The following is a 6,000-nucleotide window of genomic DNA, read 5'->3' on the forward strand; positions in this document are numbered from 1 at the left end:
GTCCCTTTCCGCTTGTCATTGCGTGATTCAGTACGGCAAGGGCGAAGAAACTCACGGGAACGGCGGCTTACCACCGAAACACCAGATAGAGGAATCAATACCAATTTTTTGAATCAGGCTCAAAAATCTTCGGGCTCGGTCAGCAGGAAGAAAAACTTAATTTTTTTTGTGGAAATAATATGCAAGCAACTCAAACTGAAATTCATTCTGAGCTTTATCACGGTACGGTTGAATACTTTGATACTTTTCGTGATCCAGCTATTTGTCGTGTAGACCGTGGGGCTGGATATTATCATCAGGGGAAGGGTGTGTATCTGACTACAGATCCCAATGGATATGGTCGTTTTTTTGCCCGTACATCTTCTGCAAAACTAGTTGTTGAGATGTTAATACAGAAAAAGTACATAGAAGCAGACAAATACCATGTCTCGCGCGGGGTGATTTTGTCAGTTAAATTGAATGAAGGTGTTCGTATCTTGGACCTTACTAAGGCGCCGGAGACTATCAGGGTATTGTTTGAAAGTAGTGTTGGAGATATGGGAGTGGGTTATCAATTACGCCAGGCAGTCTTAGAGGCGGGTTTTGATGGTATTTCCTTTAAAGAACCAAATTATCCTGAAGGTTGGGAGGTTGCGCATAACGCTATGACAGTGGTTGTATATAACCATGGCCAATTAACAATTACAGGCTGTAAAGAGGCCGATTTTTATGAATTGCCTTCAGGCTGGGCAGGACGTGGGGATAGTGGAGAAAAGCAATCTGAGTCAGTATTTGAGAAGTTGGACAATAAAACCATTTACTGATGAGATGTCCGAAGCAGCCCAAAAATCGACTATGGTAAATTTCAAGGATCAGAATCATAGTGACGTGCGAACTGAGCCTTCTCTTGGATTTGATGATTGATCTAATCTGTAAATTCAAATAGATCTTCAACACAAATCATGGGTAAAAAATGGCATAATATACTGTATAAATAAACAGTATATTATGCTATGAATATCACTTCAGAACTTTTTCCGCTTGTTGTCAGCCCAGTCTCAATTGGCAATATAGACGCCAAAACCCCTGCCGGGTTTCCTTCTCCGGCCCAGGATATGGCCGTTAACCGAATAGATATTGGTGAAATCCTGGTTAAGCACCCAACATCTACGTATTACATGTGTGTCAAGGGGCATTCCATGGTGGAGGCGGGCATCGACGACGGTGATCATTTGATTGTGGACCGCTCCCTGACCGCCAGGCATAACCATATTGTGATAGCCGAAATCAATGGAGAGGTAACAGTCAAGCGTTTGTATTGCCGCAACGGTATTGTTCGGCTTAAGGCAGCCAATGTCACTTACCCGGATATTGCACCCGAGCCCGGCCAGGAATGGACAATCTGGGGTGTGGTAACGCATGTTATCAAAGACCTTATATGACTTTCGCACTTATTGATGGCAATTGCTTTTATTGTTCCTGTGAACGTGTTTTCCGTCCTTCACTCAAGGGCAAGCCTTTAATTGTCTTAAGCAATAATGATGGCTGCGCCATTGCGCGAACCGATGAGGCCAAAGCCTTAGGTATTAAAATGGGCGATCCTTGGTTCAAGCTCAGGCATTTGGAAAACTCGCATGGCCTAGTGGCACTGTCTGCCAACTTTCCGCTGTATGGAGATATGTCAGACCGTATGATGACGGTTATTGGGCGCTATTCCCCAAAGCAGGAAATTTATTCAATTGATGAGAGCTTTATTGATCTGTCCGGTTTTAACCGTGATTTGTCAGAATACGGCCAGCGTATCCGGGGTGAAGTGCTGCGGGATACTGGTATTCCCACCTGTGTGGGTATAGGCTCAACCAAAACCTTGGCAAAGCTTGCTAATTATGTTGCTAAGAAGCAGCCCAAGTGGAAGGGCGTTTGTGATCTTACTCAATTGAATCGTTATGAACTGGCTGCGCTTATGCAAAGCATTGATGCAAAAGAGGTCTGGGGTATTGGTCGAAGAATCTCTAAGCGGTTGGAAGAAATGGGCGTCCATACTGTACTGGATTTGGCGAAAGTAGATCCCGAAGTAGCTCGGGCAGAGTTCTCTATTGTCACCAGTAAAACCATTCAGGAGTTGCGGGGGATTTCCCGTCTTGAATTGGAAGAAATCGCAGCACCTAAAAAGCAGATTATTTCTTCCCGGTCTTTTGGTTTTCCAATGATAGATTTTTCTCAAATGCAAAGTGCATTATCTGAATTTATAGCTATTGCCTGCAATAAATTAAGGTCCCAAAATTCTATTGCAGGTTGTATGCAAATTTTTATTACCACCAGTCCATTTGATAAGGATAGGCAATATGGCAATAGCAGAATGGTTATTCCTCCTTGCCCAACAGCAGATAATCTAATTTTTACCAAATTTGCACTAAAAGCCTTGGAGGCCATTTGGCGACCTGGTTATAAATATAAAAAAGCCGGTGTTATGTTGATGGAAATTTTGCCGTCACAGCCAGTTCAAGGCGAGTTGTTTTTTGGCTACCCCGAGCAGGAAAAGCGGGTGCAACTGATGGCAACACTGGATGAGATCAATGTCCGTTTCGGACGAGGTTGCTTAAAAACGGGCAATATCGGTTTTCATGAAAGAGAGCATTGGTATATGCGGCAAGAGCGTAAAAGTCCAAGTTATACAACGAATTGGCTAGAGGTTCCGATTGCTCGAGCTTGAACATATTCCAATTTAATGGGATCGTAAGTTTAAAAATATCTATAAATTTCATAAATAATTTCGTAAACTTACCCTAAAAAGACACAAGCCAAAACCAGAGATTTCTGCCATTCTCATCTTTGATGGCGGAAATCATGAAGCGATCTAAATTTACAGAAACTCAGATTGTGGCTATTTTGAAATTGGCTGAGCAAGGCATGAAAGTGACCGATATTTGTCGCGAGCATGGCATCAGCAACGCGACTTATTACCAGTGGAAAAGCAAGTACGGTGGTTTGGAGGCGTCGGATTTGAAACGATTGCGGGACATCGAGGTGGAAAATGCCCGTCTAAAGAAAATGTACGCAGAATTGGCTTTGGAGAACGCAGCGATCAAAGATTTGCTGGGAAAGCTCTGACGCCGGAGCGACGACGTGAAGCGGCCTTGCACTTGGTTCAGCAAGGTTCGCTTTCCATTGCCCGGGCATGTCGTCTGACACGCCTGTCTCGTCGCAGTTGGTACCGGCCTGACCCCAGTCAGCATCGTCTTGAACGTGATCAACCTATCATTGATGCGCTTAACGCAATCGTGCAAGATCCAACGCGATCCCGTTGGGGCTTCTGGAAATGTTTTTATCGATTGAGACTGGATGGAAAACTTTGGAATTTCAAGCGAGTGTGGCGTATTTACTGTGCGCTGAATTTGAACCAAAAACGTCGCACCAAAAAACGCTTACCCGAGCGTGCGCCAGCGCCTTTGGCGGTGCCTGCGGAATCGAATTACAGTTGGTCTTTTGATTTTATGAGCGATGCACTTTACAACGGTACGCGCTTTCGTGTGCTCAATATCATTGACGAAGGCGTCAGGGAAGCCTTGGATATCGTGATTGATACCTCACTGCCGGCCACCAGAGTGGTGAGAACGCCGGAGCAACTTAAAGCAGAAAGAGGCCTGCCTAAAATGATTCGCGTGGATAATGGTAGTGAAATGACGTCGCTTGCTTTTACACAGTGGTGTGAAGCACATGGCATCAAGATTTGTTATATTGAGCCAGGCAAGCCAAACCAAAATGCTTATATATAGAGCGATTTAATCGCAGTTATCGCACCGAAGTCCTGGACCCGCATTTGTTCTCATCGCTGGATCAGGTGCGAGACCTCAGTTGGGCCTGGATGTTAAGTTATAACGAGGAACGACCCCATGAGTCATTGGGTAACTTACCACCCAGTGAATTTAAACGACAGTTAGCAGCAGAAGCCTCTAGTTATGAACTGTGCGCTTGACGGTAAGCTTACGGGTCTGACCCTACATTAGGGCCTGAATGCCAACTTACTACAACATTAGATACGTGAAAATGACCACGAAAAATACAAACATGCCGTCACAGGAAAAATATATATCCGCGACTGGTAAACATCTATTTCAATAGCAGACACAAAAACTTATAACTGTAAGTATTTGACGATAGAAATACAAAAATAGGAATGAAACACATGAGTCATCCCCTTAGCGCCAAAGAACAGGCACTTTCAAAAATTTTCTCCGACGATTACGTATTCAATATTCCCGGCTACCAGCGTCCGTACTCCTGGGGTGAGGAGCAAGCCCTAGAGTTACTCGATGACTTGCTAAGTGCTTTACGAGAAGCACCGCAAAAACTCATTGATTCCATGCCCTACTTTCTTGGCAGTATCGTTCTAATTAAACGTGATTCAATACCAGATGCAATCGTAGTTGATGGTCAGCAACGCCTTACCACCCTGACTCTACTTTTATCGGCGATCAGAGATACAGTCAAAAACACCGAAGTCCAAGACGGTATCACTAAACGTATTTATGAAAAAGGCGATGTAGTTTCCGCGACTGAGCCTAGGTACAGACTCACTTTACGTGAACGTGACCGAGATTTCTTCCGACAATATATCCAGCATAAAAATGGATTGCTACAGTTAATGAAAATCAACTCGGAGCTTCCTGATGCCCAGAGCCGCCTAAGAGCTAATGCTCACGTTTTCCTACACGAATTGAGCAAGTTAGAGCAATCTGAACTAGTCCGACTAGTGCAATTCATCGTTACGCGTTGCTTCCTTGTAGTTGTAGCCACTCCTGATCTTGATTCGGCGTACCGGATTTTCGGCGTATTAAATAGCCGAGGACTAGATCTTAGTGCAACCGATATCCTAAAGGCTGAGATTATCGGTGAACTATCTGATGAACTAAGAGATTCCCATACCAAAAGTTGGGAGGATATTGAGGAGTCCTTGGGTAGGAACAGTTTTAACGAACTCTTTAGTCATATTCGCATGGTCTATCGTAAAGCTAAGCCACAGGGTACTTTATTAAAGGAGTTCCGTACTCATGTAACACCCACCTCTGATCCTAGTTTATTCATGACTCAGGTGCTACTTCCAATGGCTAAAGCATATGAAACCATTACCGACTCAGCATACAGTAGCACCGAGCTGGCAGAAGAAATTAATAATCATCTGCGTTGGTTGAATCGTTTGGAATTTAAAGACTGGATACCACCATCATTGGCCTTCTATATACTACATCACAATGACTCCCAAGCTATGCTAAAGTTTTTCAAGGATCTTGAGCGTTTGGCGTATTCGATGTTAGTGCGTAAGGCTGGGGTGAACGCACGAATGGAGAGGTTCTCCAAACTGACTGAAGCAATCGAAAAAGGTATTGACCTCTCAGAAATTAAGTCACCACTCCAATTATGGCCAACAGAACAGTAATGCTCCGGCCAGTGCCGTCTAGAATTCTGTTTTAAATTCTAGCAATATAGATGTCCATTTATTCAACTAGGTTTTGATGCGTTATGGATGTTTCTCTTTATTCGGTGCCGGTGGCCGAGCGACCCCGGCGTCGCTATTCAAACGAATACAAACGCCAGGTCGTAGAGGCTTCTTTTCAGGCCAACACTTCGGTTGCTGCCGTTGCTCAAGCACATCAGATTAATGCCAATTTACTGCATACCTGGCGCTGGCAATATCGGAAGGGGCAATTCGGCGCGGTTGATCAGGCAGTATCTTTGGTTCCTGTGTGCTTAACCAACCCGGAACCCCCTGTCACCACAACGACAGACACTGGCTACTTTGAACTGCATATCAATGCCGTTCGCTTGCAAATTCATGGCACACCGGATATGCAATTATTACCTGAACTGCTGAAGATGATAAAAGCATGTTAGGTTTACCTGCAGGAACCCGCGTCTGGCTGGCGGCAGGTGTGACCGATATGCGCCGGGGCTTTGATGGTTTGGCCGCCATTGCCCAGGACGTCTTGCAACAGGATCCCTTCAGTGGTCATGTGTTTGTAT

6 protein-coding genes and 1 pseudogene are annotated in these 6,000 nt (G+C 44.6%); all 7 read left to right on the top strand.

Features of this window, described 5'->3' with window-relative positions; genetic code table 11:
• Positions 1-179 precede the first annotated feature (179 nt).
• A complete protein-coding gene (locus JHL22_RS06670; RefSeq protein ID WP_200235219.1) occupies positions 180-803 on the top strand; it encodes a hypothetical protein in 624 nt (207 codons plus the stop codon).
• Between the two features lie 189 nt (positions 804-992).
• Positions 993-1,421, top strand: coding sequence for a LexA family protein (locus JHL22_RS06675; protein WP_200235221.1), 429 nt, complete (start codon positions 993-995; stop codon positions 1,419-1,421).
• Positions 1,418-2,692 carry a Y-family DNA polymerase gene (locus JHL22_RS06680; protein WP_200235223.1) on the top strand — a complete coding sequence of 425 codons (1,275 nt, stop codon included), beginning with the start codon at positions 1,418-1,420 and terminating at the stop codon, positions 2,690-2,692. The genes JHL22_RS06675 and JHL22_RS06680 overlap by 4 nt, the downstream gene beginning before the upstream one ends.
• A 134-nt stretch (positions 2,693-2,826) precedes the next feature.
• A pseudogene (locus JHL22_RS06685) lies at positions 2,827-3,955 on the top strand (IS3 family transposase).
• 210 nt (positions 3,956-4,165) lie between these two features.
• Positions 4,166-5,416, top strand: coding sequence for a DUF262 domain-containing protein (locus JHL22_RS06690; RefSeq protein WP_200235225.1), 1,251 nt, complete (start codon positions 4,166-4,168; stop codon positions 5,414-5,416).
• A gap of 83 nt (positions 5,417-5,499) precedes the next feature.
• Positions 5,500-5,871, top strand: a complete 372-nt coding sequence (gene tnpA, locus JHL22_RS06695; RefSeq protein ID WP_200235227.1) for an IS66-like element accessory protein TnpA — start codon at positions 5,500-5,502, stop codon at positions 5,869-5,871.
• Positions 5,865-6,000: IS66 family insertion sequence element accessory protein TnpB (gene tnpB, locus JHL22_RS06700; protein ID WP_200235229.1), on the top strand; the 136-nt coding region annotated here is incomplete at its 3' end. The genes tnpA and tnpB, both read left to right, overlap by 7 nt.

Origin of the sequence: Advenella mandrilli (assembly GCF_016595155.1) — a bacterium.
Taxonomy (GTDB): Bacteria; Pseudomonadota; Gammaproteobacteria; order Burkholderiales; family Burkholderiaceae_B; genus Advenella; species Advenella mandrilli.

What these genes read in the sequence shown, in the direction of transcription:
- tnpA (WP_200235227.1), top strand. Translation starts at nt 5,500, where the DNA reads ATGGATGTTTCTCTTTATTCGGTGCCGGTGGCCGAGCGACCCCGGCGT.
- JHL22_RS06680 (WP_200235223.1), top strand. Translation starts at nt 1,418, where the DNA reads ATGACTTTCGCACTTATTGATGGCAATTGCTTTTATTGTTCCTGTGAA.
- JHL22_RS06690 (WP_200235225.1), top strand. Translation starts at nt 4,166, where the DNA reads ATGAGTCATCCCCTTAGCGCCAAAGAACAGGCACTTTCAAAAATTTTC.
- JHL22_RS06670 (WP_200235219.1), top strand. Translation starts at nt 180, where the DNA reads ATGCAAGCAACTCAAACTGAAATTCATTCTGAGCTTTATCACGGTACG.
- JHL22_RS06675 (WP_200235221.1), top strand. Translation starts at nt 993, where the DNA reads ATGAATATCACTTCAGAACTTTTTCCGCTTGTTGTCAGCCCAGTCTCA.